At 62.8% G+C, this 24,883-nt stretch carries 24 protein-coding genes; 8 read left to right on the top strand and 16 right to left on the bottom strand.

Going from position 1 to position 24,883, the window contains the following annotated elements; genetic code table 11:
* Positions 1-21: 21 nt before the first annotated feature.
* The 7 genes from FJ548_RS26490 to cpaB all read right to left on the bottom strand — a co-directional run bounded on the left by FJ548_RS26490 (position 22) and on the right by cpaB (position 7,332).
* On the bottom strand, positions 22-990 hold the full coding sequence (locus tag FJ548_RS26490) for a type II secretion system F family protein (RefSeq protein ID WP_140610131.1): 969 nt from the start codon (positions 988-990) through the stop codon (positions 22-24).
* Position 991: 1 nt separating this feature from the next.
* Positions 992-1,957, bottom strand: coding sequence for a type II secretion system F family protein (locus FJ548_RS26485; protein WP_140610132.1), 966 nt, complete (start codon positions 1,955-1,957; stop codon positions 992-994).
* 4 nt (positions 1,958-1,961) lie between these two features.
* Complete coding sequence (locus FJ548_RS26480) at positions 1,962-3,383, bottom strand: CpaF family protein (RefSeq protein ID WP_140610133.1); 1,422 nt, start codon at positions 3,381-3,383, stop codon at positions 1,962-1,964.
* Positions 3,380-4,594 (bottom strand): response regulator/pilus assembly protein, encoded by a 1,215-nt coding sequence (locus tag FJ548_RS26475; protein WP_140610134.1) that lies wholly within the window; start codon positions 4,592-4,594, stop codon positions 3,380-3,382. The genes FJ548_RS26480 and FJ548_RS26475 overlap by 4 nt, the downstream gene beginning before the upstream one ends.
* 67 nt (positions 4,595-4,661) lie before the next feature.
* The gene (locus FJ548_RS26470; protein ID WP_140779409.1) at positions 4,662-4,931 is read right to left on the bottom strand and encodes a hypothetical protein; all 270 of its coding nucleotides are present in this window, start codon (positions 4,929-4,931) and stop codon (positions 4,662-4,664) included.
* 4 nt (positions 4,932-4,935) lie between these two features.
* Positions 4,936-6,375, bottom strand: a complete 1,440-nt coding sequence (locus FJ548_RS26465) for a type II and III secretion system protein family protein (protein ID WP_140610136.1) — start codon at positions 6,373-6,375, stop codon at positions 4,936-4,938.
* 30 nt (positions 6,376-6,405) lie between these two features.
* Complete coding sequence (cpaB, locus tag FJ548_RS26460; RefSeq protein WP_246678775.1) at positions 6,406-7,332, bottom strand: Flp pilus assembly protein CpaB; 927 nt, start codon at positions 7,330-7,332, stop codon at positions 6,406-6,408.
* A 237-nt stretch (positions 7,333-7,569) separates the two neighbouring features.
* Here cpaB and parE point away from each other — a divergent pair, with 237 nt between their 5' ends.
* Both parE and FJ548_RS26450 read left to right on the top strand, forming a co-directional pair.
* Positions 7,570-9,624, top strand: a complete 2,055-nt coding sequence (gene parE, locus FJ548_RS26455) for a DNA topoisomerase IV subunit B (RefSeq protein WP_140779408.1) — start codon at positions 7,570-7,572, stop codon at positions 9,622-9,624.
* Positions 9,625-9,669: 45 nt separating this feature from the next.
* Complete coding sequence (locus FJ548_RS26450; RefSeq protein WP_140779407.1) at positions 9,670-11,736, top strand: FUSC family protein; 2,067 nt, start codon at positions 9,670-9,672, stop codon at positions 11,734-11,736.
* Positions 11,737-11,823: 87 nt separating this feature from the next.
* Here FJ548_RS26450 and FJ548_RS26445 read toward each other — a convergent pair whose 3' ends face one another.
* Positions 11,824-12,948 carry a DUF2336 domain-containing protein gene (locus tag FJ548_RS26445; protein ID WP_140779406.1) on the bottom strand — a complete coding sequence of 375 codons (1,125 nt, stop codon included), beginning with the start codon at positions 12,946-12,948 and terminating at the stop codon, positions 11,824-11,826.
* Positions 12,949-13,099: 151 nt separating this feature from the next.
* Between FJ548_RS26445 and FJ548_RS26440 the strand changes: the two genes are divergently transcribed.
* On the top strand, positions 13,100-13,552 hold the full coding sequence (locus tag FJ548_RS26440; RefSeq protein ID WP_140610140.1) for a MaoC family dehydratase: 453 nt from the start codon (positions 13,100-13,102) through the stop codon (positions 13,550-13,552).
* Positions 13,552-14,433, top strand: a complete 882-nt coding sequence (locus FJ548_RS26435; protein ID WP_140779405.1) for a CoA ester lyase — start codon at positions 13,552-13,554, stop codon at positions 14,431-14,433. The genes FJ548_RS26440 and FJ548_RS26435 overlap by 1 nt, the downstream gene beginning before the upstream one ends.
* An 86-nt stretch (positions 14,434-14,519) precedes the next feature.
* Here FJ548_RS26435 and FJ548_RS26430 read toward each other — a convergent pair whose 3' ends face one another.
* Positions 14,520-15,128, bottom strand: a complete 609-nt coding sequence (locus FJ548_RS26430) for a flavin reductase family protein (RefSeq protein ID WP_140779404.1) — start codon at positions 15,126-15,128, stop codon at positions 14,520-14,522.
* A complete protein-coding gene (locus tag FJ548_RS26425; RefSeq protein WP_140779403.1) occupies positions 15,129-15,713 on the bottom strand; it encodes a nitroreductase in 585 nt (194 codons plus the stop codon).
* 154 nt (positions 15,714-15,867) lie between these two features.
* Here FJ548_RS26425 and FJ548_RS26420 point away from each other — a divergent pair, with 154 nt between their 5' ends.
* A complete protein-coding gene (locus FJ548_RS26420; protein WP_140610144.1) occupies positions 15,868-16,830 on the top strand; it encodes a hypothetical protein in 963 nt (320 codons plus the stop codon).
* A 78-nt stretch (positions 16,831-16,908) separates the two neighbouring features.
* Here the strand turns inward: FJ548_RS26420 and FJ548_RS26415 are convergent, their stop codons facing one another.
* The 6 genes from FJ548_RS26415 to FJ548_RS26390 all read right to left on the bottom strand — a co-directional run bounded on the left by FJ548_RS26415 (position 16,909) and on the right by FJ548_RS26390 (position 22,362).
* Complete coding sequence (locus tag FJ548_RS26415; protein ID WP_140610145.1) at positions 16,909-17,847, bottom strand: GNAT family N-acetyltransferase; 939 nt, start codon at positions 17,845-17,847, stop codon at positions 16,909-16,911.
* Between the two features lie 85 nt (positions 17,848-17,932).
* Entirely contained in the window at positions 17,933-19,909 is a 1,977-nt protein-coding gene (thrS, locus tag FJ548_RS26410; RefSeq protein WP_140761913.1) for a threonine--tRNA ligase, read from the bottom strand.
* Positions 19,910-20,057: 148 nt separating this feature from the next.
* The gene (gene blaOXA, locus FJ548_RS26405) at positions 20,058-20,876 is read right to left on the bottom strand and encodes a class D beta-lactamase (RefSeq protein ID WP_140779402.1); all 819 of its coding nucleotides are present in this window, start codon (positions 20,874-20,876) and stop codon (positions 20,058-20,060) included.
* Positions 20,877-20,999: 123 nt separating this feature from the next.
* On the bottom strand, positions 21,000-21,206 hold the full coding sequence (locus tag FJ548_RS26400; protein WP_140761919.1) for a hypothetical protein: 207 nt from the start codon (positions 21,204-21,206) through the stop codon (positions 21,000-21,002).
* A gap of 67 nt (positions 21,207-21,273) precedes the next feature.
* Positions 21,274-21,651, bottom strand: coding sequence for a membrane protein insertion efficiency factor YidD (yidD, locus tag FJ548_RS26395; protein WP_140779401.1), 378 nt, complete (start codon positions 21,649-21,651; stop codon positions 21,274-21,276).
* Positions 21,652-21,915: 264 nt separating this feature from the next.
* Positions 21,916-22,362 (bottom strand): iron-sulfur cluster assembly scaffold protein, encoded by a 447-nt coding sequence (locus FJ548_RS26390; RefSeq protein ID WP_140610149.1) that lies wholly within the window; start codon positions 22,360-22,362, stop codon positions 21,916-21,918.
* 240 nt (positions 22,363-22,602) lie between these two features.
* Between FJ548_RS26390 and folE the strand changes: the two genes are divergently transcribed.
* The 3 genes from folE to FJ548_RS26375 all read left to right on the top strand — a co-directional run bounded on the left by folE (position 22,603) and on the right by FJ548_RS26375 (position 24,846).
* Complete coding sequence (gene folE, locus FJ548_RS26385; protein WP_140610150.1) at positions 22,603-23,238, top strand: GTP cyclohydrolase I FolE; 636 nt, start codon at positions 22,603-22,605, stop codon at positions 23,236-23,238.
* 90 nt (positions 23,239-23,328) lie between these two features.
* A complete protein-coding gene (hisI, locus tag FJ548_RS26380) occupies positions 23,329-23,784 on the top strand; it encodes a phosphoribosyl-AMP cyclohydrolase (RefSeq protein WP_140779416.1) in 456 nt (151 codons plus the stop codon).
* A gap of 87 nt (positions 23,785-23,871) precedes the next feature.
* Positions 23,872-24,846, top strand: a complete 975-nt coding sequence (locus FJ548_RS26375) for a patatin family protein (RefSeq protein ID WP_181168913.1) — start codon at positions 23,872-23,874, stop codon at positions 24,844-24,846.
* Positions 24,847-24,883 lie beyond the last annotated feature (37 nt).

Here is a 24,883-nt window from a genome sequence, read left to right as displayed (position 1 = left end):
CCTGAACTCAAGCCGACACATCTAATAGTGCCCGCCCGTCAATTTGACGATGATCGGAATGATCGCGATCATCAGCACCACCGGCAGAATGCACACCGTGACCGGCACCGACATCTTGGCCGGCAAGGCATGTGCCTTCTCCTCAGCCAGCGACATGCGCTTATGACGCATTTCGTCGGAGAAGACCCGAAGCGCTCCCGACAGGCTGGTGCCGAGTTCCTTCGACTGCTGCAGCAGCGTCGCGAAAGAACGCACCTCGTCCAGGCTGAGGCGATCGGCGAGCGCCTTCAGCGCGTCGTCGAGGCTGCGGCCGGCCCTCAATTCCAGCGACACCAGCTGCAGATTCTGGCTGAGCGCGGGATAGGTCTTGGCGAGTTCCTTCGAAACGCGCTCGACGCCCGCCTCCATGCTCATGCCCGCATCCGAGCAGACGATCAACAGGTCCATGAAGTCAGGAAAGCCGTTGCGGTATTCGCGCATCTTCTCCCGCACTTTCTGGCTCAGCACCAGGCCGGGCAGGAAGTAGCCAGCCACGCCCGTCAGGATGACGAACGCCCAGCGGCTGGCCATCGTCGCGTCGGCGCTGGCCATCCAGCGGTTGATCACAAAGGCTCCCGTCGCGGCACCCACCAGTGCCGCGAAGCGAATGAGGAAGAACATGCCGACGGCGCGCGGCTCCATGTAGCCCGCCTGGATCAGCTTCATGCGCAGCCGGGCAACATTTTCCGGATCGCTCTTGGCGTAGAATTCCTGTGCCCGTTTCACCGCCTTCTCGCGCACGACGCCGGCGTTCTTCTTCTGCACCGGCTCGGGCTTCGCGGCCGCGCGACTGTCGTCAACCTTGAGGCGGCGCTTCACGTCATTGCGATCACCCTTGGCAACCACCATCGGCCAGGCGACCGCGACAACACCCACGGCCAGAAGCGCAACGGCCACCGGGATCAAGGAGGTCGGCGCAAGCGAGGCCAGGAATTCGATGAAACCGCGCATGTCAGAACCTGAAATTCGACATCTTGAACATGATCAGATTGCCCAGCATCAGCCAGGTAACCGACCCGCCAAGCATGTACCAGGTTTTCGGCACCCCCCAGACGTCCCTGTAGAACCCCGGCATCAACGCCATGATGGCGGCAAACAAAAGCGCCGGTATCGCCGTCAGGATGTAGGCGGACAGGCGGCCTTCGGTCGAAATGGCGCGCACCTTGCGTCGCAGCTTGCCGCGCTCGCGTATTGTCAACGACAGGCCGTCGAGGATTTCACGCAGATTGCCGCCCGAACTGGACTGGATCGAGACGGCGGTGACGAACAGCGGCAGGTCTTCGTGCCCCACGCGATCGAACAGGTTGTTCAACGCCGAAACCAGATCGGAGCCGTAGGTCACCTCATCAGCAACGACACCGAACTCGGTGCCGATCGGATCGGGCATCTCGCGCGACACCATGGCGATGGCCACCGGCACCGGATGGCCGGCCTTGAGGCCACGCGTGATCAGCTCCAGCGCCTCCGGCAGCTGCATGCCGAAACGTTTGTGCCGCCGTTTACGCATGAAGCGCATCGCGACCACCGGCAGCAGAGGCGCCAGCACGAAGAACAGGATGAGCCCCATGAGCGGCGGCAACCCATACCAGATGGCGACCAGGGCCGCGGCCATCGCCACGCCGCAGGTGATCGTCAGGAATTTCGACAGCGGCATAATCATGCCCGACTGTGTGCGCAGGGCACGGAATCGGTCCGGCGAGAACAGCGACGTGCCGGCATCGAGGCCGCGCTCCTTGCGCAGCTGGATCAGCACCTGTTCCTGGCTGATCTTGTTTTCCTGCAGCTTCATGCGCCGGTTGATGGCGGCGCGCTTGTCGCTGCGGCCAGCGTAAAGAAGATAGCAGGCCTCAGCGATCAGGATGCCGGTCAGTGCGGCTCCGGCATAGACGACGTAGATCGCGCTGAATCCGTCGAACACCTGGCTACTCCTGCGGCCGGCCGGGTTCGAAATAGCGTCCGGGAAATTCGATGCCCATGGCGCGCAGGTCCTCGAGGAAGCGCGGCCGGATGCCGGTCGCTTCGAAATAGCCGAGAATTCCGCCGTCGGCATCCATGCCGGTGCGCACGAAGCGGAAGATCTCCTGCATCTGGATGACGTCGCCTTCCATGCCGGTCACTTCCGCAACGCTTGTCACCTTGCGCTTGCCGTCGGAAAGCCGGGTCAACTGCACGATGATATCGATGGCGCTGGCGATCTGACTGCGGATCGACTGGACCGTCATCGGCATGCCGGTCATGCCCAGCATCTGTTCGAGGCGCGAAATGGCATCGCGCGGCGTGTTGGCATGGATTGTCGCCATCGATCCTTCATGGCCGGTGTTCATCGCCTGCAACATGTCGAACGCCTCCTCGCCGCGGCACTCGCCGAGGATGACGCGGTCAGGACGCATGCGCAGCGCGTTTTTGACGAGATCGCGTTGCTTCAGTTCGCCATGGCCCTCGATGTTGGCAGGTCGCGTCTCCATGCGAGCGACATGCGGCTGCTGCAGCTGAAGCTCGGCGGCATCCTCGATGGTGATCAGCCGCTCGTCTTCCGGGATGAAGGCCGACAGTGCATTGAGCATCGTTGTCTTGCCGGTGCCGGTGCCGCCGGAAATGATCGTCGTCTTGCGGGCATGGACCGCCGCGGCCAGCACTTCGGCCATGTTCTGTGTGATGGCGCCGAATTCGACCAGCTTGTGCAGGCCAAGCTTGTTCTTGGAGAATTTGCGGATCGACACCAGCGGCCCGTCGACGCCAACCGGGCGGATGGCAGCGTTGAAACGCGACCCATCCAGCATGCGGGCATCGACCATCGGCTGCGATTCGTCGACGCGACGGCCGACGGCCGCGACGATCTTGTTAATGATTCTAAGCAGATGCGCCTCATCCTTGAACGGAATGTGCACCTGCTGCAGCTTGCCCTTCTTCTCGACGAAACAGTTCTGGTGGCCGTTGATCAGGATGTCGTTGATGTCGGGATCCTTGAGCAGCGGCTCCAGCGGGCCCAGGCCAACCATCTCGTCGACGATGTCGTCGACCAGCGCGTCAAGTTCGGCGGTGTTGATCGCCATCCGCTCCTGGCGGGTTTTTTCCGACACGAAATCATGCACCTGCCGCCGCATTTCCTCCTTCGGCAAGCGCTCCAGGGCGACAAGGTTGATTTCCTCGAGCAGCATCCGATGAATGCGTATGCGGGCATCGAGCACCCTGTTGGCGTTCTTTGCCGGGGCGACCTCGGGTTTTACCGGTAAAGCTTTTCGGCTTGTCGGGATCACCACCGCGTGATGCGCGACCGGCGTTGTTTCGGACGAACGCTGCGGCCGCGCATCGCGGTTCTGCAGGGTGGAAAAACGGCTGGTCATCCGGCCCTCCTCTTCAAAAGGCCCCTGCCGAGACCGAAGAGCGACTTCGACTTGCTGGCGGTCGCGACTGCCTCCTCCGGCAGGATGATCTTCTTCAAGTCATTGACAACGTTGGCATTGGCGTCAATCTCGTGCAACGGCACGCCACGGTCGACCGCCTCGCGCACCAGCCGGTAGTTGTTGGCGATGCCGCCGACGAAATGCTCGCCGAGGATTTCCTGGACATCCGCCTGCTTGATGCCATTGTCGAACATCTTCTGCTCGAAGCGATTGACGATGACGTTGGGCTTCACCTCCTTGCCGGCGGTCTCGTAGACGGCCTGGATCAGTCTTTGCGTGTGGCGCAGGCACGGCACCGTCATTTCGGCGACGATGTAGAGCTTGTTGGAGCCGAGCAGCACCGTTTCCGTCCACGGAAACCAGGTGCGCGGCATGTCAATGACGACATTGTCGAAATAGGCCGAAACGAGGTCCAGCATGCGCACCACGACATCGGTCTTGAAGGAACGCATCTCCGATGGGTGCGTCGGCGCCGCCAGCACGCAAAGTCCGCTGGCGTGTTTCGAGAGCATCACGTCGAGGAGTTGCCGGTCGAGGCGTTCGGGCTGGTTCTCGATCTCGGTGATGTCGAAACGCGGCTCGAGGTCGAGATATTCCGCGCAGGCGCCCTGCTGGAAATTGAGGTCGACCACGCAGGTCGAGGCGCCGCGCGTCACCGAGTGATGCAGCTGGAACGCCGTCTGCAGCGCCAACGTCGTGGTGCCGACACCGCCCGCGGCCGGCATGAAGGTGTAGATCTGCGACTCGGTGTTTTCCTCGCGCCCCGGCCCTTGCAGGGCCCGCACGACCGATCGCACCAGGTCGGCCGTGGTGATCGGCTTGACGAGAAAGTCCGCGACCTTGAGCTGCACCAGGATGCGGACGGCGGCGGCGTTGAACTCCTGGGTGACGACGACCACCGGGGCCTTGCCCTCCAGCCTGCGCATGACGCGCTGCAGCGATTCGATCTCCTCCAGCTTCGCCGCGTCCATATCGACGATGATGGCGCCGAAGTCGGTTTCCTGGATCTCGCCGCGCAGTTCGGTGACATTCTTTTCCACCGTCGAGAGCTGGATGACCTCGGAGGCGGCGAATGCGGTGCGTGTGTCCTGCACGAAGGTGCTGTCCGTCGATACGAGCAGGATCTTCTTGGTCTTGATGCCGTTTGCCATTCTCGCCGCCTGTGAAGTCGATCGCCGCCTGGATCAGTTGCCCGCCTGAATCAGTTGCCCGCCTGAATCAGTCACTTGTGCTTGTCTGCGCCGTCTTCGCGCCAGCCGCCTGATCGGATGTGACGGGCGCGGCATCACCGCGCTTGGCCGGCACGAGGAGTCTGGTGTTCTGGACACCGTACTTCCACGGATCGACCATCTGCATGACCGTGTTGCCGGCCTGCGCTTCGCCGGCGCCTGTCGTCGGACCTTCGCTGCGCACATAGTCGTCGCTGGTGCAGCCGGCGGCGATGCCGGCAAGAAGCAACGCGATGCTTGCTCTCAGGATCACACGCATGGCTTCAATCCTTCGGCAGGTCGAGGAAATGACCGACCGTGGTGGCCGTCCGCGCGGCGCTGCCATCGGCCAACGCCAGCGCACGGCCGTTGTTCGCCCCCTTCACCTCCTCGGTGTTGTTGAGAAAGTAGTCGACGTTGCTGGCCGGTTGAGTGCCGTCCGTCGGCCCGGCCATCTTCTTCGACGGATCGACGGGCTTGACCAGGTAGGGCGTGACGATGATGACGAGGTCTGTCTCGCGCCGCTGATACGATTTAGACGAGAACAGCGGTCCGAGCACCGGCATCTTGCCGAGGCCTGGAATGCGCGAGGTGGTGATGTCGTTCTGCGACTGCAGCAGTCCCGCGATCATGAAGCTCTGGCCGTTCTTCAGGTCGACCGACGTCTTGGCGCGGCGAACGATGAAACCGGGCACCGAAATGTTGCCGATATTGTAGGAGGCCGACGCATCGATGGAGGATACTTCCGGCGCGATGTCGAGGCTCACCAGCCCGTCCTTGAGCACGGTCGGCGTGAAGTCGAGGCTGACGCCGTATTTCTTGTAGCTGACCGAGATCTTGCCATTGTCCTCCGAAACCGGGATCGGAAATTCGCCGCCGGCCAGGAAGCTCGCCGTCTCGCCGGACCGGGCAATAAGGTTTGGTTCCGCGAGGCGTCGAGCAAGGCCGCGCTCTTCCAGGGCCTTGATGGCGATGTCGATCGAGACGCCGTTGGACAGCAGCCGGCCGATGGCTTCACCGGTTCCTGCCGCCGGCACCGCCCCGGGGTCAAGCGAAACATCGCGTCCACCAAAGCCGTAGGCAAAGTTGGCGCTGTATTTGGCGCCGAGATCCTGGCCTGCCTGGCGGTTGATCTCGACGAAGCGGACGTTGAGCTGGACCTGCTGCGACGATGAGATGTTGACCGAATTGATCACTTCTTCCTTGCCGGAGAAGCGGGTGGCGATCTTGTTTGCCTTTTCGGCGGCAACCGCGTCATCCGCCTCGCCCGACAGCACGACACGGCCATTGGCCGAGCCGACCTTGATCTTGGCATCCGGCACGCTGGCGCGGATCGTGCTCGCCAGCTGGTCGGTGTCGAGCGTCACCTCGATGTCGATGGTGCCGACCAGCTGCTTCTTGTCGTCGAACAGCGCGATACCGGTGGTGCCGAGATTGTTGCCGAGCACATAGAAAGACTTGTCGGTCAGTGGATTGACGTTGGCGATCTCCGGATCACCGATCACGATCTGGTAGAAGGCAGCACTCGTCATGATCGTCTTGGGCTTGCCCTTGGCGACCTTGATCGATGCATTCCTGGTCGACGAGACGTAGACGACATCGTTGTCCGCCCTGGCGGCGCCGGGTAAAGCGAGCACTCCGCTCGCGGCCAGCGAGGCGACCATCGCCAAGGCGCGCACGAAGTGCCGCCGAGCCGTCATTCGATATAGCGTACGCATCAACATTGTCCCGTCCCGTCCGGTCCCCACCGGCCTTTATTTCTGGTCCCGCGAAGGAACCTGATATTCTTCGGCCTGTGTGCCGCGTGTGACGATGACCGTCTTGAATGTCGGCTTCTCAGGCTCCTTGGCCACCGCGTCGAACAGCGAGCCGGCCGCCGCCTCGGTCTTGGACGCCACCGATCCGCCGAAGGAGGAAATGGTGGTGACGCCGCCATTGCCGTCACCGCCTTCGCTGGCCGACCGCAGCGACAGCGACAACGTGCCGACGGTGCGGGCAAGCGCCACTTTTTGCGCGCCATCGGTCGTCACCTGGATGGTCACGGAATTGGCCACCTGCGGCGTCGTCTGACGCTCGTCGGCGCCCTGGCCGACGCTGAGCACCTTGGCATCGGCGACGACGATTTCGGAGGTGACGGTCGAACCTGCAGCCCCTTGGGCATTCTTGGCCACTTCCTGGATTGCGCCGGTATCGCGTGTCAGCACGACATCGACCCGGTCGCCCGGCGTGACGAAGCCACCGACGCCGGCGATCTCGTCGGTCCGGATGGTGACCGCCCGCATTCCGGGCGCAAGCATGTTGGAGAGCGTCGCACGGCCGTTTGGTCCCGACAGCTTGGCCAGCAGCACCGGCTCGTTGACCTCGATCGGTGACAGCACCACGCGGCCGCCTTCGCCGAGCAATCCGTCGACGGTGGCAAAGGCGCCCTGCGGCAGGGAATCCTGCGGCCACGGAATTTCGCTGAGCTTGGCGCGGTCGATCTCCATGCCGTAACGCAACGGCGCGTTCGCCACGACGATGGTCTTGAATTCGATCCTGGGCGTGGCTGGAGCGGCGATCGATGCCGTCTTTTCCCCGGCATCAGCCTTGGCCTGGCTCTTGACCCAGAAATCCGCGGCAAAGATCGAGATCGCGCCGAAAACGGCGGCGATGCCGATCATCGTTATGGCCTTGCCCTTCACACCGAAACCCCTGATGCCCGCAGTTTCTTGTTATGTTGGGCTCACGCTAGGCGGCATTGTTAAAGAATCAGGTATCCCGCACGGCCGCATTTGATCTATTTCCGGCCGCTTGGTTATCGAATGGTTTTAGGATAAGAGGGGCCAGACCCCCGAACGTAACAGGAACCTCCATCGCTTGGCGCTGAAAAGCGTGGCAGTATCGACGGGTGATTCGCAGCATCGGACTCTATGGCAGGCATGGACGAAAACAACGATCTCTTCGCCAATATGGACAAGCAGCCGCAGCCGGTTCGGGCGTCCGCGCGCCCGGCGGATCCGCTGGTGCAGGCGGCAAAACGCCCGGCGGCGTCCAAGGACGGCAGCGAGGGCTACAGCGCCGCCGATATCGAGGTGCTGGAAGGTCTGGAGCCGGTGCGTCGTCGGCCAGGCATGTATATTGGCGGCACCGACGACAAGGCCATGCACCACCTGTTCGCCGAAGTCATCGACAACTCAATGGACGAGGCGGTTGCCGGCCACGCCACCTTCATCGATGTCGAACTCTCGGCCGATGGCTTTCTCACCGTCACCGACAATGGCCGCGGCATCCCGGTCGACCCGCACCCGAAATACAAGAAGCCCGCGCTCGAAGTGATCATGACGACGCTGCATTCGGGCGGCAAGTTCGACTCGAAGGTCTATGAGACGTCAGGCGGCCTGCATGGCGTCGGCGTTTCCGTCGTCAACGCGCTGTCGGACCATCTCGAGGTCGAGGTCGCGCGTGGCCGGCAGCTCTACCGCCAGCGCTTTTCGCGCGGCATTCCGGTGAGTGGCCTTGAGCATCTCGGTGAAGTGCACAACCGGCGCGGCACCAGGATCCGCTTCCATCCCGACGAGCAGATCTTCGGCAAGGGCGCGGCGTTCGAACCGGCGCGGCTCTACCGCATGACGCGTTCGAAAGCCTATTTGTTTGGCGGTGTAGAGATCCGCTGGACCTGTGACCCCTCGCTGATCAAGGAAAAGGATCAGACGCCGGCCAAGGCGGAATTCCATTTCCCTGGCGGCCTCAAGGACTACCTCAAGGCGTCGCTCGGCGACGAATTTCAGGTGACGCGGGAAATCTTCTCTGGCAAGAGCGACAGGCAAGGAGGCCATGGCTCGCTCGAATGGGCGGTGACCTGGTTCGGCGGCGACGGCTTCATCAATTCCTACTGCAACACCATCCCTACCGGCGAAGGCGGCACCCACGAGGCCGGCTTCCGTAACGTGCTGACGCGCGGCCTGCGCGCCTATGCCGATCTTGTCGGTAACAAACGCGCCTCGATCGTCACCTCGGAAGACGTGATGATCTCGGCGGCGGGCATGCTTTCGGTGTTCATCCGCGAACCGGAATTCGTTGGCCAGACCAAGGACAGGCTGGCGACGATCGAGGCGATCCGGATCGTCGAGACCGCGATCCGCGATCCCTTCGACCATTGGCTGGCCGACAATCCGCAGGAAGCCTCGAAGCTGCTCGAATGGGTGATCGCTCGCGCCGACGAGCGCGTACGCCGCCGCCAGGAAAAGGAAGTGTCGCGCAAGAGCGCGGTGCGCAAGCTGCGGCTGCCGGGCAAACTCGCCGACTGCACGCAGAACGCCGCCGCCGGTGCGGAACTCTTCATCGTCGAAGGCGATTCCGCCGGTGGCTCGGCCAAGCAGGCGCGCGACCGGGCCAGCCAGGCAGTGCTGCCGTTGCGCGGCAAGATCCTCAACGTCGCCAGCGCCGGCAATGACAAGCTGGCCGCCAACCAGCAGATATCGGACCTGATCCAAGCGCTCGGCTGCGGCACGCGCTCCAAGTATCGCGACGAGGATTTGCGCTACGACCGCGTCATCATCATGACCGACGCCGACGTCGACGGCGCCCACATCGCCTCTCTGCTGATCACCTTCTTCTATCAGGAGATGCCGGCGCTGGTGCGTGGCGGTCACCTCTATCTGGCGGTGCCGCCGCTTTACTCGATCAGGCAAGGTGGCAAGGTGGCCTATGCCCGCAACGACGCGCACAAGGACGAGCTCCTGCGCACTGAATTCACCGGACGCGGCAAGGTCGAGCTCGGCCGTTTCAAGGGCCTGGGTGAAATGATGGCCTCGCAGCTCAAGGACACCACCATGGATCCGAGGAAGCGCACGCTTCTGCGGGTCGATGTGATCGATGCCGAGGCGGCGACCAAGGACGCGGTCGACGCGCTGATGGGCACCAAGCCGGAGGCTCGCTTCCGCTTCATCCAGGAACGTGCCGAATTCGCCGAAACGGAAGTGCTGGATATCTGAGCGCCCCCTGCTCTACCTTGTCCGTGCGGGTACGGAGTCGAACATGTGATCGGGGCGCGGCTGAAAGATTATCTCGGGACACGGTTCGCCGACCTGACGCGACCCACGCGCTCGGACTGGATCTTCGCCCTTAGAACCGTTTCGGCCGGCCTGATCGCGCTGCTGGCCGCCTACGCCCTCAAGCTCGACCATCCGCAGTGGGCGATGATGACGGTGTTCATCGTTGCCCAGCCGGTCGCGGGCATGGTGCTGGCCAAAGGCTTCTACCGCCTGCTCGGCACATTGGCGGGCGGATTAGCGGCAATCGCCATCACCACGGTCTTCGGCTCCAATCCGTGGCTGCTGGTGACCGTGCTTGCCGTCTGGATCGGCATCAGCACCTTCGTCTCGTCGCTGCTGCGCAATCCCGAGGCCTATGGCGCGGCGCTTGCCGGCTACACCGCGATGATCATTGGCCTGCCGGCTTTCGGCCAACCCCATCTCGTGGTCGATCTGGCGGTCGCACGCTGCGCTGAAATCGTGCTGGGCATAGTCTGCGCCGGCGTGACCAGCCGGCTGATCCTGCCGAAGCTGGCGGGCGATGCCATCATCGAAAGGCTGAAGCGCTCCATTCTCGACCTTGCCATTTATGCGGGCGGTGCATTTTCCGGCCGCGACAGCGCGGTCTTGGCCGATCTTCACCGAAAGCTGATCGCCGAAGCGGAGATACTTGGTGAAATGCGCGTCTATGCAAGGCTGGAGGCGCCGAGCCTGGCGACCCGCGCGCATCCGGTCCGGCGCACCATCGGCCAGCTTCTGTCCGCTCTGTCGGCCGCGCGCGCACTGCATGCCCATGCCGCGCCAAAGAACGCGGCGCTCATTCCCGTGCGCGCCGACCTGCATACCCTGGTCAGGGAACTCGCAGGCAAACCAGGCGCTCTCGAGGACACCACGCCGTGGGTGGTGCGGCTCGATACCATCGCCGCCAAGGCACGGCAGATGCCGGACATGCCGGATGGGCAAGGTGATGAGAGGCTCGGCACCATCACTCGCCTGACCATCGCCGCCGATTTCGCGGAAGCCTTGAAGCAGGTGCTGCGCGGCCTCGACGCGTTGCGTGCGCCAGCCCCGCGCGCCGCCCGTGTGCGCAAGCAGCCGGCGCTGGTGGTACACCGCGACTACCATGCGGCCTCGCGCAACGCTGTGCGCGCGGCACTCGCCACCTTGCTGGTCGCGGCCTTCTGGCTGACGACGAAATGGTCGGAAGCCGCGGGCACGGTCATCCTGGTCTCCGTCGTCTCCAGCCTGTTCGCCGCCCGCCCCGATCCCGTGCAAGTGGCCTGGGGCTTTTTCAAGGGCACCTTGCTGGCCCTGCCCTTTGCCTTCGTTGTCGGTCAGATCGCCTTGCCCGCCTTGCCCGGCTTCGGCTGGTTCACGATCTTCGTCGTGCCGATCCTGGTGCCTGCCGCGCTGGCGATGGCCAATCCGCGCTATGTTGGCGTGGCGACGGCCTTTGCCATCAATTTTCTGGCTTTCCTCAGCCCGCATCAGGCGATGACCTATGATCCCGGCCCTTTCCTGGCGGGTTGCGCATCGATCCTGGTTGGCATCCTGCTGGCAATCGGTGTTTTCATCGTTGTGTTGCCCTCCGATCCGTGGATCTTCGTCAACCGCATCGTGCGTGTGATGCGCGAAGACCTGGCGCGCCTCTGCTTGCATGAGCGTGTGCCAAGACGTACCGCTTTCGAGAGTCTCGCCTATGATCGGGTCAATCAACTGATGTCGCAGACGCAGCGCATTGGAAAAAAAGGCGATGCGGTTCTGGACGGCAGCATAGCCGGTGTCACCGTTGGCGTCGAAATCCTGCGCCTGCGCCACGCGCTGCAAAGTTCCACCTTGGCAGCCGAAACGACCCTCTCGATCTCGAATTTTCTGCGCGGACTGGCGCGCGAGCTGTTGTTCCGGCGGCCAGGCGAGCCGCAGACTTCAACCGTGACCGTCGCCAGACAGTATGCGGCTATGATCACACAGCGAAGCAGCGCCGGTGAAATGCTGCAGATCGCAGCCTCGCTGCGCATCATCGCCGCCGCGATCGAGGATTTTCCGGATTTCTTCGCGAAAGACCGAGGCTAGAGCAATTCAGGAAGAGTGCGCAGCGGTTTTCCTGAATTGCGCAGAAAAAAGAATTAGAGCGGGGTCAACGATTCCATCTGAACCGCCCTAAGCCGCCGCGATCGCCAGCGCATGGCCGCGTGCGTTCTCGCGCAGCGCGTTGAGATGGATCGACTTGACCAGGGCGGCAAGATCGCCTTCCGCGGATTGCCCGCCCAATTCCTTGAGCATCAGCCAGCTGACTTCCTGCACGCCGGCAATGCGCTTGCCATTGGCGACCTCCCGCCAGATTTTCAGCGCACGCAGGATAATCGCATGCGTGGAGACGGCGAGGCCGGCGCTACGGAACAACGCGTGTAAAGCCACATCATGCCCGCCTGCCAGCAGCGCCCTCACCCGCTGCTCGGGCTGCTGGCCGAGCGCGACCAGCGTGGAACCGAAGAAATCGACCTTGCCATGCGCGATGGTGCGGATGAGGAAGCTCGCCGTGAGATCGCCACGCAGCCTGAGATGTTCGATCAGCGCGGCGTGCTCTTCCTGCCGCGTGCCCTCGATCAGCGTTACCGAGGCCTTGACGCAGGCATCGCGCATGACGCGGTCGGCACGCGCGGCGCCCATCAGGGCCATGACCAGCGGCGACGTCTTCAATGTCTCGCCGAGCTTGACGAGCAGCATGTGCCGGCAGTCGGCAGGCAGGCGGGCATCCGATATCAGCGCTTCTCGCACCCGTGGGAGATGCCCGTGGCGTTCGGCCATGCGGCGGAAGCTCAGCGAAGCAATCTCAGCGCCGCTGTTGGCCAGCAGGACAGCGCAGGCTTCCGCCTCGCCGATCTCGGCGATGGCCGCCGCCAGCGCCATCGAGACGAGCGGGCGGTCGGCGATCAGCTTCTGCGTTGCCTTCGGGCTCGCCGCGACGCGGTTGATCAGATCGTCGTCGGTGAGCAGCGGTGAGCGCGCCAGCACGACGCCGGCCACCTCCGGCTGGTCGGACGCCAGCGCACTGATGATCTGCAGCGGCGCGTGGTGGCTCATCGAAAGCGCTTCGGCCATTGCCAGCCGCACTTTCGACGAGGCATCGTCGAGCAGCAGCGTCAGCGCCGCTTCGGCGGCGCAGCGGTCCTCGAACGGCAATTCGGAATTGACATAGGCCCGGGCCAACGCATTGGCCGCCGCGGCACGCTCCGACACCCTGGCCGTGTAGATCCATTTCAGGAAATGCGAAACAACAACCATGCCGCCTGCCAACGCCCTTTGCCGGAAGGTTTCCAGCCCCGTGCAGACGGTAGGCAGAAATGGTTTACGAACCGTTCACCATGTTCATTAACTGGCTTGCGAGCGCCGGATGCAGCGCCTATCAACCGTCAGACAGCGCAGGAGACGGAGAATGGCCGGACTATACCTCGAAGAGTTTGTCGTCGGCCACGTCTTCCAGCACACGCTGCGCAAGACCGTGACCGAGAGCGACAACATGCTGTTTTCGGTGATGACGTTGAACCCGCAACCGTTGCATATCGACTTCGATTTCGCCGCGAAGAGCGAATGGGGCAAGCCGCTGGTCAACTCGCTGTTCACGCTCGGTCTGATGATCGGCATCTCGGTCAACGACATCACGGTCGGCACGACGGTCGCCAATCTCGGCATGAAGGAAACCGTGTTTCCGCATCCGGTCTTCCATGGCGACACCATCCGCGTCGAGACAACGGTTGTCTCGGTACGCGAGTCCAAGTCGAAGCCCGATCGCGGCATCGTCGAATTCGAACACCGCGCCTATAATCAGCATGGTGATCTGGTCGCCAAATGCGCCAGGCAGGCGATGATGCTGAAGAAGACCACCTGATGCGCTCGCTGCTGTTTGTCCCCGGTGATTCCGAGCGCAAGCTGGAAAAGGGATTTGGCGCCGACGCCGATGTGGTGATCATCGATCTCGAGGACTCCGTGGCCCCGCACAACAAGGCAACGGCGCGAGAGGTCGCGGCGCGCTTTGTCGCCGAACGCCGGGGGCAAACCGGCTCGGCGATCTATATCAGGGTCAACGATCTGGCGAGCGCACTGACGGATGATGATCTTGGCGCGCTCATCCCGGCGCGACCGGACGGCATCATGCTGCCCAAGTCCAACAGCGGGCAGGACGTCCAGCAGCTCTCGGCAAAGCTCAGGGTTCGCGAGGCGGAGAACGGCCTGCCCGACGGCTCCATCAAGATCCTGCCGATCATCACCGAAACCCCGGCTAGCGTGCTTGCCGCGGCGACTTATGCCGGCGCGAGCGCGCGGCTCGCCGGCCTCACCTGGGGCGCGGAAGACCTCTCGGCGGCGATCGGCGCTCGCTCAGCCCGCGACGGGCACGGCCGCTACACCGACGTGTTCCGCCACGCCCGCCTGACGACCATCCTGGCGGCCGGCGCCGCGGAAGTCGCGGCGATCGACACCGTTTTCCCGAATTTTCGCGACATGGCAGCCTTCGCCGCGGAATGCGCCGAAGCCGAACATGACGGCTTTACGGGAAAGATGGCGATCCACCCCGATCAGGTGCCCGTCATCAATGCCGCCTTCACGCCATCGCCCGAGGCGGTGAAACAGTCGGCGGCGATCGTCGCGGCGTTCGCGGCGGCCGGAAATCCAGGGGTCGTCGGCATCGATGGCAAAATGTACGACCGACCGCATCTGCGGCTCGCCGAGCGGCTTCTGGCACGCGCGAGGGCGGCAGGGATTTCCGCCTAGACGCGCCAATCGCTACCATGCGCGCCGCCTTGACAGCTCGGCGACCGAATGCCGTCAACGCGCTGTGATTTGCCAAAGCCTGGAATCTATTCCTTGCCCCAGCGCGGCCGGCGCATCGAAAAGATTTCGTTGACGCTGGCATAGTCCATGTAGCCGAGGCGAGCCACGTTGCCAGCCTTGGTGACGTCGAACAGGCCGTCTTTCAGAAAAGCATCGTCGATGTGCACGCCCACCACTTCGCCGGCGACGACGACGGCGCTCGTCGGCGCCCCATTCAGCGCCTTCGGGCGAAAGATCTCAGTCACCCGGCATTCGAGCGCGGCAGGCGCTACCGCCACACGTGGCGGCCTGACGAGACGCGAAAGCGCCATGGCGAGATCGGCATAGACGAACTCATTGACGCCACGCGGCGCATTGACGGACGTGTAATTCATCTTCTCCGCCAGATCGCGGCCGACCAGGTTGGCGACGAACTCACCGGTCTCCTCGGCGAAGGAGGCGCTGTCCTTCTCGCCCTCGGAGGAGAACCAGACGATGAAGGGCCGCGTCGAAATGGCGTTGAAGAAGGAGTACGGCGCGAGATTGATCTCGCCAGCCTTGTTCAGGGTCGATATCCAGCGGATCGGGCGTGGCGCCACGATCGCCTTCGACGGATCGTGCGGCAGCCCATGCCCCTTGGACGGCTCGTAGAACATTCAGCCCGCCCAAGGCCCGGTGTAGTCGGCGTAGAGCTTTGCCGGATCAGGCCGTGGCCGCTCCGGCGCGGGGCCGGCATAAGAGCCGATATGGATGAAACCGACGATGCGCTCCCGCGGCGCCAGTCCAAGGATCGCCCTGCCCTCCGGCACATCGGAATACCAGTTGCTGATCATGTTGGTGCCGTAGCCCAGCGCGTTGGCTGATATCATCAGGTTCATCGCCGCCATGCCGCCGGACAGGAACATCTCCCATTGCGGTATTTTGGGATTCTCTTTCGGCACCGACACCACGCCGATCACCAGCGGCGCGCGCGAGAAGCGCGCCAATTCCTGATTGCGGCGGCCCTCGGGCAGCGGCCCTTCCCGCTGTTCGGCAAGTTCCGCCAGCTTCCTGCCGATCTCGACACGAGCATCGCCGCGATAGAGGATGAAGCGCCAGGGTTCCAGCCGGCCATGATCGGGTACGCGCGTCGCGGCGGCGATCATCGTCGCGATATCGGCATCGCTGGGCGCAGGCTCCTTGAGGTTGGGAATCGGCGCTGAATTTCGGGTCAGCAGGAAGTCGATGATAGGCGACGCCATGGGCGCAAGTCTCCTGGACACTCTGTTTTGAGCTGAAGCGCACCATCGGGAATTCGGGTGGCTCGGGCAAAGGCGCGCGAGCGCCGGACTGAAGAGTCGCGGATCGGACTCTTAAGCCTTGAAATTGCCACCGCCATGGGCTTCAACGCAAGGCATGTTTGAGGGGCGACTGCGACTTTTCCTGCTTCGGCTCTGTGCCGTGCTGTTCTTGCTGCCGGTCGCCATGGCCGTTGCGCAGGAAAAGGACGGCATAAGCGACCTCAAACTTCCCGGAATTTCGAGCTATGCGACGCCCAAAAGCGAAACGCCGCTCGCGCTGGGCGGCGGCGGCTCGATCACGCTTTCCGCCCAGCTGACCGACAAGGGCGCCGACATCACCCGGGGCCTCGTCTGGCGCGTCTTCAAGCCTGAAGCCGTCAATGGCAAATTGCCGATGGTGGCTTCCGCCCATGGCGGCAACGCCGTCTTCCAGCTCGAGCCCGGCAGCTACCTGGTTCATGCCTCCTATGGCCGCGCCGGCGCCACCAAACGCATCACGGTCGGCAAGGACGCCAAGCGGGAAAGCCTCGTGCTCGATGCCGGCGGCCTGAAGCTCGACGCGGTTCTGTCCGGTGGCGTGCGCATACCGCCGAAGAAGCTGCGCTTCTCGATCTACGAGGGCCATGCCGCACCCAATGGCGACCGCGCGCTGATCATTCCCGATGTCGAGCCCAACAGCGTCGTGCGGCTCAATGCCGGCATCTATCACGTCGTCTCGACCTATGGCGCGGTCAATGCGGTCATCCGCTCCGACATCCGCGTCGAGGCCGGCAAGCTGACCGAGGCCACCGTCGAGCATCACGCCGCCGAAATCACGATGAAGCTGGTACGCGAAGCCGGCGGTGAAGCCATCGCCGATACGTCGTGGTCGCTGCTCAATGAATCCGGCGATCCGATCAAGGAGACCGTCGGCGCCTTCGCCTCGATGGTGCTTGCCGAGGGCGACTACACCATCATCGCCAAGAACCGCGACCGTATTTATCAAAAGGATTTCACGGTCGTGGGAGGGCAGAACCAGGAGATCGAGGTTCTGGCCACCGAAGCCGCGGCGATGGATCCCGAGGAAGGCGCGGATTAGGGGGCGCCGGAATCGGCCTGGCCGCGACCATCCGGTCGTCCGCATGATATATTAGTGATATATCAAGGCGAAACGTTGCTAAGCGGCCAGTTTGGTCCGTGCGGGCAAAAATGGAATCCGGCGGCGCGGTAAAGGCGGCGCCAGGTCGAAGACGCCGCGATAAAGCCGCTCGAGCAGCGCCTTGCGGTCGCGCAAGAACTGCAGATCATTCCAGGTCAGCACATCGCCGACACGCACCTCGATCGACCGGCCGGAGAGCCGCGCGAATTCGTGGATGAGCAGCGAGGTGCGCAATGTCAGCGATGTTTTGCCGACGAACTTTGCCACGCGCCCGTCGCGCTCGGCCATGTTCATCGGGCCGCTGACGAGGTGGAACAGTCGGCCGTTCTGTCCTGAGAAATGCATCGGGACCACTGAAGCCTTGGCGTCCTGGATCAGCTTGGCCGGGAACATCTTCCATGGCAGGTCGATTGCCCGGCCGAAACCCTTCGGCGCAGTGGCGACGCCGCCGGCCGGAAACACGACGATGGTGACGCCTTCCCTCAGCAGCCGCACCGCCTCATGACGCACCGCCAGATTGTTCTTCAACGCTTCCTTGGTTTCGGAAAAATCGATCGGCAGCGAATAGGGTTCCATCTCGCGGATCTTGAGCAGATCCTTGTGGATCATCACCCGGAACGGCCGCCCCAACTGCTCGGCCAGCGAGAGCGCGGCGATGCCGTCGCCGATGCCGAATGGATGATTGGCGACGATCACCAGCGGCGTTTCGGGCAGGTCTTTCGGCGGCCATTGGCCGGCTATTTGCATCCGCACGTCGATCAGCTCGAGCATGCGGCTGAAGATGCGCTCGCCGCTCGGCACCACCTGGCGGCGCCAGAAATCATAGAGCACCGCGAAACGATCGCGGCCTGAAAGGCCTTCGACGGAGTGAATGAACCAGCGCGCCAATGCCGGCTGGCGCGGATTGGCGTAGGAAAGCTCGGGAAAGGGTCGTTGGCGCAATTTCAGCTTGAGCATAGGGGCTCGTTACTAGATCGGCGTGACAGGGATGTGAAAATGGCGGTGGATCGCTCCACCGCCATTCGATCGAATCCGTTTTCGTTCAGGCAGCGCGCTTGCGCCGGCGATCGGGTGTGATGGCTTCTTCGCTCAGTTGTGCGATCGCCTGGGCAAGGCCGAGCGACTCCTGGTCGCGCGAACCCAGGCGGCGCATGTTGACCGTCTGCTCTTCCGCTTCGCGTTTGCCGCAGACGAGGATGACCGGCACCTTGGCCAGGCTGTGCTCGCGGACCTTGTAGTTGATCTTCTCGTTGCGCAGGTCCGCTTCCACAGACAAGCCGGCGGCCTTGAGCTTTGCCACCACTTCGGTCGCATACTGGTCGGCGTCCGACGTGATCGTTGCCACCACCACCTGCAACGGAGCGAACCACAGCGGGAAATGGCCGGAATAGTTCTCGATCAGGATGCCGAGGAAGCGCTCCATCGAACCGCAGATGGCGCGATGCACCATGACAGGCTGCTTCTTCTCCGAATCCGAGCCGATGTAGAAGGCGCCAAAGCGTTCCGGCAGGTTGAAATCGACCTGCGTCGTGCCGCACTGCCATTCACGACCGATGGCATCCTTCAACACATATTCGAACTTCGGCCCGTAGAAGGCGCCCTCGCCCGGATTGATCGAGGTCTTGATCCGGTTGCCGGACCTCGACCTGATCGTCTCAAGCACGCTGCCCATGATCGCCTCGGCATGGTCCCAGGCTTCGTCGGTGCCGACACGCTTGTCCGGCCGCGTCGACAGCTTCACGCTGATTTCGTCGAAACCGAAATCCGCATAGGTCGACAGGATCAGGTCGTTGATGCGCAGGCACTCCGACGCCAGTTGCTCCTCCGTGCAGAAGATATGCGCATCGTCCTGCGTGAAGCCGCGCACGCGCATCAGCCCGTGCAACGCGCCCGACGGCTCGTAGCGATGCACATTTCCGAATTCCGCAAGCTTTACGGGCAGATCGCGATATGATTTCAACCCATGCTTGAAAATCTGCACATGGCCCGGGCAATTCATCGGCTTCAGCGCGAAGATGCGGTCGTCATCGGTGTCGTCGCCGGCGACCGTCACCTTGAACATGGCGTCGCGATACCAGCCCCAGTGGCCTGACGTCTCCCAAAGGCTTTTATCGAGCACCTGCGGCGCGTTGACCTCCTGGTAGCCCTGTTCGTCGAGCCGGCGGCGCATGTAGTTGACCAGGTTCTGGAACATCTTCCAGCCCTTGGCGTGCCAGAAGACGACGCCCGGCCCCTCTTCCTGGAAATGGAACAGGTCCATCTCGCGGCCGAGCTTGCGATGGTCGCGCTTCTCGGCCTCCTCCAGCATCGTCTGATAGGCTTCGAGCTGCGCCTGGTCGGCCCAGGCCGTGCCGTAGATGCGCGTCAGCATCGGGTTGTTAGAGTCACCGCGCCAATAGGCGCCGGCCACCTTCATCAGCTTGAAGGCGTTGCCGATCTGGCCGGTCGAGGCCATGTGCGGGCCACGGCAGAGATCGAACCAGTCGCCCTGCGCATAGATCTTGAGGTCCTGGTCCTCGGGAATGGCATCGATCAGTTCAAGCTTGTAGCGCTCGCCCTTCTCGGCAAAGACTTTCTTCGCCTTCTCGCGCGACCAGACTTCTTTGGTGAACGGTTTGTTGCGCGCGATGATCTCGCGCATCTTCTTCTCGATCACCGGAAAATCGTCCGGGGTGAACGGCTCGTTGCGAGCGAAGTCGTAGTAGAATCCGTTCTCGATCACCGGCCCGATGGTCACCTGCGTTCCCGGCCATATCTCCTGCACGGCTTCCGCCAGCACGTGCGCGGTGTCGTGACGGATGAGTTCCAGCGCGCGCGGGTCGTCGCGGGTGATGATCTCGACCTTGCCAGACTTGCCGAGCGGATCGCTGAGGTCGCGCACGGTGCCGTCGATGGCATAGGCGACCGCCTTCTTGGCCAGCGACTTCGAGATCGATTCGGCGAGACCGGCACCGGTCATCGCCGCGTCGTATTCGCGGACGGAGCCATCGGGAAATGTCAGGGAAACGGAATTCAGCATTGAAATCTCCTATCCAGTCCCGCAAACGAGCGCGGGTGGTAAAATGCACGTCGACAGCGGTTCGGGCCTGCGGCGTGCATCAGGTTAGCCGGAGGCGTCCGGCGGCGGCAGTCTTTTATGAGCAGATGCCGCCGCCGTAAAGCCCGGCTCACTGGATCAGTTGCGGCAGGTCCTTCAGGAATGCGGCCCGTGTCGCCAACCCCTTCGGCATGTCAGTCCGTTTGGCATCGACGACGAGCCGGGCGAACACGACCTGACGGCCGTCTTTCTGCGCCCAGCCGACAAACCAGCCGAGCGAGCGCCTGCCCTTGCCACCCTCGCCGAGCCGGGTGCTGCCGGTCTTGCCCTGAACGGCCCAATCGCCAGCCTTGAAGCTCGGCATGATGGCGCGTGTCATTTCATGCGCCTTCGCCGACACCGGCATCTTGCCGGCGAGCACCTGGCGCAGGAAGGCGACCTGTTCGACCGGCGTGATCTGCAGCGAGGAGTTGACCCAGGAACGGGTGAGCCCATCATCCTTACCGGGATTGCCGGAAACGTCGCCGTTGCCATAATTGAACCTGGAGACATAACCGGCAAACTTTTCGTTGCCGAGCCGGCGCGTGATCTCGCGCGAATACCAGAGAACCGAATCGCGTTCCCAAATCGCCGGATCGACGGCCTTCTGGTCCCGTTTCACCGCATTGAATTCCGGCTTGTAGTTCCAGGTTGGCGTATGCTCATCGCTCAGGATCCCGGCATCATAGCCGATCAGCGAAAGCGGCACCTTGAACGTCGAGGCGGGACTGAACCGTTGGTCGCATACCCCGTCCTGGTAGAGCGTCTTGCCCGTCGCGGCGTCGGCGATCAGCGTGCATTGCACATCCTCCAGCGGCGCCGACTGCGCGCGCATCGGAAACCCCAGCAGCCAGGCGAGCAGGAAGAGGACTCCGGCCAGGATAAAAGGAAGACGATCGACATTGCGCATTTTTCTGCTCGCTCCAGAAGGGGGTTCGGGAAGCGGCTTAACGAGGTCTCTTGTCTCGATTTTGTCTCAAATGCGCAGTCTTTATGCAGGTTCGCGTTAACCCTACCGGATCGTAAACGCAGCCTAAAGGATGACCGGCTTTCGAACGGCCTTGCGCAGATGCGGATCAGGTTTTGAAGCACCTTTGACGACTGGAGCGGAGCTGGTCGGGTTTTCATTCATGGCTTTCGGCAGGTCGCGGGGCTGCGGCCTTGCTCCGAGAAATTCGGGCAGCAATCCATCGCCCCGTTTTGCAGCGTGGATGTGAATGGCAAGAAACAGCGACATCATGGCAAACCTCATATCCTGGAGGTCTCAGAGTCACCTCGGCCCGCAGGCGTCGCCACCCGTTTCCGGACTATCCTCTGCTGCTAGCTTTGCCGCCTTTTCTGCCGATCCGCCAATAGCGCCAAGGCATGAACCAAACATAACGGTCCGCCAGCACTTCCGGAACCAGGTCGATCCCGTGCGTGCCGAATGGCCCGCAGCGCAGCACGCGGAAAAATCCCATCCAGCCGCCGGCCCACAGGCCGTGGCGGGCGATCGCCTCATGCGCGTATTCGGAACAGGTCGGCAGATGCCGGCAGGAATTGCCGATGAAGCCGGACAGCGTCAGCTGGTAGAGGCACACGAGCGACGTGCCCAGGAGACGGCCGGGCGTCTTGCGCCACGGGCCGGGCCAGTTGCGGCCATGCCTTGCCGGTCCGGCGCTATCCCCATGTCCATGCGGATCCACCGCTGTTCTCCGTATCGCGTTTCTCCGCGATAGATGTGAGCTTCGTCGCGAGAACGCAATCCCCGCCTCTACCCCCGTGCTGTCATGGGCGCGAGCAGCGAAATGGCTGTCTGTCGACCGGAGATGTCCATCGCTCAGGGCTGGCCGGCTCGTCGCTGCGACGTCCGCCGCTCGACGCAAATGCGACGGCAAGGCTCCAGGCAAATAGCAGCCCACGGCCAGTCCGGCCGCGAAGCTGGTGCACCATACCGCGACATTCCAAACTCAAGCCGCTTCTTCGGCGCGCTTCTTTTCGATCTGACCGATCGCGTCGACCACGGCGTCGAAGGTCAGCATGGTCGAGGCATGCCGTGCCTTGTAGTCGCGCACCGGCTCCAGATATTTGAGGTCGGCGAAGCGCCCTTCCGGCGGTTCGCCATTTTCCTTCAGCATCTTCAGCATCGTATCGCGCACCGCGCGCAACTCCTCGGCACTCGCGCCGACAACATGCTGCGCCATGATCGAGGACGATGCCTGGCCAAGTGCGCAGGCCTTCACGTCATGGGCGAAGTCTGTAACCACGCCGTCCGCCATCTTGAGGTCGACGGTAACCGTCGAACCGCACAGCTTGGAATGCGCCTTTGCGGTTGCGTCAGGATGATCGAGCCGGCCGATGCGGGCGATGTTTCCGGCAAAACCGAGAATTTTCGCGTTATAGACGTCATTGATCATTATTTTCCAATCCGTCGCCGCCAAGCGAACAGCGATTGCCGCTGCCGCGTCTTCCTTTCGCTCGCTACGGTCTTATATAATGCTGGCAGTCCGGTAACGACAAGGCGACGCATGCCCGCTGTCCTGGCCGGGAAGTTCACGCCGCTTACGGGGCTGGAAACGGGGCGAGTTTCCGACACCGAAAGGTCGTGGTCCGTTCAACTCGTTCCTCCTGAGAGAGGAACTACGGGAGACGCCTTTATGGATGCCGTCATCAAGAAACTCATGCCCCAGTCCGCCTACATGGAAAAGCCGGTCACCGACCGGCCGAGTGAAGCCGAGGTCGAGGCCGCCGTTCGCACCCTGCTGCGCTGGACCGGCGACAATCCGAACCGCGAGGGGCTGATCGACACGCCCAAACGCGTGGCCAAGGCCTTCCGCGAGATGTTCGGTGGCTATGATATGTGCCCGGCAGAGGAACTCGGCCGTACGTTCGAGGAAGTCGCCGGCTATGATGACCTCGTCATCGTAAAGGACATCCAGTTCCATTCGCATTGCGAGCACCACATGGTGCCGATCATCGGCAAGGCGCATGTCGGCTATCTGCCGGATGGCAAGGTCGTCGGCCTGTCGAAGATCGCGCGCGTCGTCGATATCTTTGCCCATCGCCTGCAGACGCAGGAGGCGCTGACCGCGCAGATCGCCGGCGTTATCCAGGATGTGCTCAACCCTCGCGGCGTCGCCGTCATGATCGAGGCCGAGCACATGTGCATGGCCATGCGCGGCATCCGCAAGCAGGGCTCCACCACACTCACCTCCACCTTCACCGGCGTCTTCAAGGACACGCCCGAGGAGCAGGTTCGTTTTGTCACCATGGTGCGTGGCGGCCGGGCATAACGCCTAGGCCGATATCGCTAGACCATGATCCCGAAACGTGGGAACCGGTTTTCGGATAAGATCATGGTCAAACAGGAAAATACATCGGCGATGTCGGCACTGGAATTTCCCGAAGCTCCGTCAGACAAGAAGGCTCTGGAGGAAGGCGCGGTGTTTTCACCGCGCTTCGACACTGCCGGCCTTGTTACCGTCGTCGTCACCGATGCCGAAGACGGGATGCTGCTGATGGTCGCACACATGAACGCACAGGCATTGGCGCTGACCCTGGAGAGTGGCGTCGCCCACTATTGGTCGCGCTCGCGCAATACGCTTTGGAAAAAGGGCGAAACCTCGGGCAATTTCCAGCATGTCATCGAGATGCGCACCGACTGCGACCAGGATGCATTGTGGCTCCGCGTGAAAGTGTTGGGCCACGACGCAACCTGTCACACCGGCCGGCGTTCATGCTTTTATCGGACGGTGGGGCTGGTCGACGGCAAGGGGACGCTTGCCGACGATGGCAGCAAACCGCTGTTCGATGCGCAAACCACGTATCGAAAGACCTGAGCTTGAACCTTCTGCCTCATACCAACCACACAGATTCATCATTTCGATACGGCCCGTCCGTATATTAGCCTTGGGACAAGGGAGATCATGATGCTCGAGTGGGCGTCATTGCGTAACAGACCAGATGTCAGGGAGGCCAATGGCCTGTCCTCTCCCGGCGGCGCATCCGAAACGAAATCTCCCAGGAAAACAGGAATTTCTCTGGCCCTCGGCGGTGGTTGCGCCAGGGGCTGGGCCCATATCGGCGTGCTGCGCGCGCTCGATGAGGCGGGCATCGAAGTCTCGATGATCGCCGGCACCTCGATCGGCGCGCTGGTCGGGGGCTGTTATCTCGCCGGCAAACTGGATGAGTTGGAAGAGTTCGCCCGTAGCCTTACCAGGCGGCGCATCTTCGGCCTCCTCGATCTCAATCTGCGCGGCAGCGGCCTCTTCGGCGGCATGAAACTGGATGCGCGTCTGCGCGAGCATGTGGCGGGCGTTCGCTTCGAAGACCTGCCCAAGCCATTCGTCTGTGTCACATCGGAAATCCGCACCGGCCACGAAATCTGGCTGTCGAGCGGTTCGCTGATCACGGCCATGCGCGCATCCTATGCACTGCCTGGCGTGTTCGAGCCGGTGAATTGCAACGGCCGAGTGCTGGTCGACGGAGCGTTGGTCAATCCCGTGCCGGTATCGGTCTGCCGTGCCTATGAGCAGCCTTTGGTCGTTGCGGTCAACCTCCACTACGACCTGTTCGGCCGCGCTGCCGTGATAAAGCACAGCGCCGGCGAGCTGGTTGTCGAGAAGGACGCCCCCCGCGCCGGCCACTTGGATCCGGACCACCAGTCGCATCAGACGCGCCTCGGTATCACCGGTGTCATGGTCGAGGCCTTCAACATCATCCAGGACCGCATCTCGCGCGCCAGGCTTGCCGGCGATCCGCCCGACATGTCGCTGCAGCCCAAGCTCAGCCATATCGGCTTGACCGAGTTCCATCGCGCCGACGAGGCGATCCAGCTCGGCTACCAGGCGACCATGGCGCAGATAGGCGAACTGACTAGGCTGCAGTCGGTTCTGGCCTAGAGCTATCCCCTTCAGAAGCCTGCTGTGCCGTTCAATT

The organism is Mesorhizobium sp. B2-4-17 (genome assembly GCF_006441275.1).
GTDB lineage: Bacteria > Pseudomonadota > Alphaproteobacteria > Rhizobiales > Rhizobiaceae > Mesorhizobium.
Note: the sequence above shows the minus strand (reverse complement) of the source record. Positions and strands in the feature narration are given on the sequence as shown.

Coding starts and splice junctions, on each gene's coding strand:
- FJ548_RS26490 (WP_140610131.1), bottom strand. CDS start 990: ATGCGCGGTTTCATCGAATTCCTGGCCTCGCTTGCGCCGACCTCCTTG.
- FJ548_RS26480 (WP_140610133.1), bottom strand. CDS start 3,383: ATGACCAGCCGTTTTTCCACCCTGCAGAACCGCGATGCGCGGCCGCAG.
- FJ548_RS26475 (WP_140610134.1), bottom strand. CDS start 4,594: ATGGCAAACGGCATCAAGACCAAGAAGATCCTGCTCGTATCGACGGAC.
- FJ548_RS26470 (WP_140779409.1), bottom strand. CDS start 4,931: ATGCGTGTGATCCTGAGAGCAAGCATCGCGTTGCTTCTTGCCGGCATC.
- FJ548_RS26465 (WP_140610136.1), bottom strand. CDS start 6,375: ATGTTGATGCGTACGCTATATCGAATGACGGCTCGGCGGCACTTCGTG.
- parE (WP_140779408.1), top strand. CDS start 7,570: ATGGACGAAAACAACGATCTCTTCGCCAATATGGACAAGCAGCCGCAG.
- FJ548_RS26445 (WP_140779406.1), bottom strand. CDS start 12,948: ATGGTTGTTGTTTCGCATTTCCTGAAATGGATCTACACGGCCAGGGTG.
- FJ548_RS26440 (WP_140610140.1), top strand. CDS start 13,100: ATGGCCGGACTATACCTCGAAGAGTTTGTCGTCGGCCACGTCTTCCAG.
- FJ548_RS26435 (WP_140779405.1), top strand. CDS start 13,552: ATGCGCTCGCTGCTGTTTGTCCCCGGTGATTCCGAGCGCAAGCTGGAA.
- FJ548_RS26430 (WP_140779404.1), bottom strand. CDS start 15,128: ATGTTCTACGAGCCGTCCAAGGGGCATGGGCTGCCGCACGATCCGTCG.
- FJ548_RS26425 (WP_140779403.1), bottom strand. CDS start 15,713: ATGGCGTCGCCTATCATCGACTTCCTGCTGACCCGAAATTCAGCGCCG.
- FJ548_RS26420 (WP_140610144.1), top strand. CDS start 15,868: ATGTTTGAGGGGCGACTGCGACTTTTCCTGCTTCGGCTCTGTGCCGTG.
- FJ548_RS26415 (WP_140610145.1), bottom strand. CDS start 17,847: ATGCTCAAGCTGAAATTGCGCCAACGACCCTTTCCCGAGCTTTCCTAC.
- thrS (WP_140761913.1), bottom strand. CDS start 19,909: ATGCTGAATTCCGTTTCCCTGACATTTCCCGATGGCTCCGTCCGCGAA.
- blaOXA (WP_140779402.1), bottom strand. CDS start 20,876: ATGCGCAATGTCGATCGTCTTCCTTTTATCCTGGCCGGAGTCCTCTTC.
- FJ548_RS26400 (WP_140761919.1), bottom strand. CDS start 21,206: ATGATGTCGCTGTTTCTTGCCATTCACATCCACGCTGCAAAACGGGGC.
- FJ548_RS26390 (WP_140610149.1), bottom strand. CDS start 22,362: ATGATCAATGACGTCTATAACGCGAAAATTCTCGGTTTTGCCGGAAAC.
- folE (WP_140610150.1), top strand. CDS start 22,603: ATGGATGCCGTCATCAAGAAACTCATGCCCCAGTCCGCCTACATGGAA.
- hisI (WP_140779416.1), top strand. CDS start 23,329: ATGTCGGCACTGGAATTTCCCGAAGCTCCGTCAGACAAGAAGGCTCTG.
- FJ548_RS26375 (WP_181168913.1), top strand. CDS start 23,872: ATGATGCTCGAGTGGGCGTCATTGCGTAACAGACCAGATGTCAGGGAG.